This is a genomic window from Bradyrhizobium sp. NBAIM08, assembly GCF_020193935.1.
Classification (GTDB): domain Bacteria; phylum Pseudomonadota; class Alphaproteobacteria; order Rhizobiales; family Xanthobacteraceae; genus Bradyrhizobium; species Bradyrhizobium yuanmingense.
In genome coordinates this window covers 1-407 of the sequence record NZ_JADYVR010000908.1, presented here as the reverse complement: position 1 = coordinate 407, position 407 = coordinate 1, and the positions used below count along the sequence as shown (strand labels likewise).

Sequence of the window (407 nt, the reverse complement as noted above, 5' to 3'; positions counted from 1 at the left end):
CCAATACAGCGCAGAGGGGCAGCAGCAGCGCCAGCTTCAGCGCCACGGATCCGCCCAGGTCGTCGAGGATCCGCTCGGTCGACCAGATCGTTCCGCTGGGGCTCCAGGTCGAGGTGATGCAGGCCCAGGCGAGCAGGGCGCACAACGCGGCGAACGCCCACAGCCACGACCGGAACCGAACGGCCGGAATCAGCGCGACGGCCGGTATCGCCACCAGCAGCATGAAGCCCAGCGGTCCGGCATAGCCCACCGGCGCCACGAACAGCGCGGCCAGCAGCAGCCAACCGAGCCGCCAGCGATCCCAGCCCCTAGCGCCCTGCCCGCTCAAGCCGCCGATCCCATCTCGGGCGGCACGTACTTCTCGCGCAGGGTCACCAGCTCCTCGCTGATGGTTGGGTGCACGGCGC

Annotated in this window: 1 protein-coding gene; it reads right to left on the bottom strand. The window is 70.3% G+C overall.

Annotated elements, in window-relative coordinates:
- On the bottom strand, positions 1-328 hold a 328-nt coding region (locus I6F37_RS42660; protein ID WP_225154776.1), incomplete at its 3' end, for a hypothetical protein.
- Positions 329-407 lie beyond the last annotated feature (79 nt).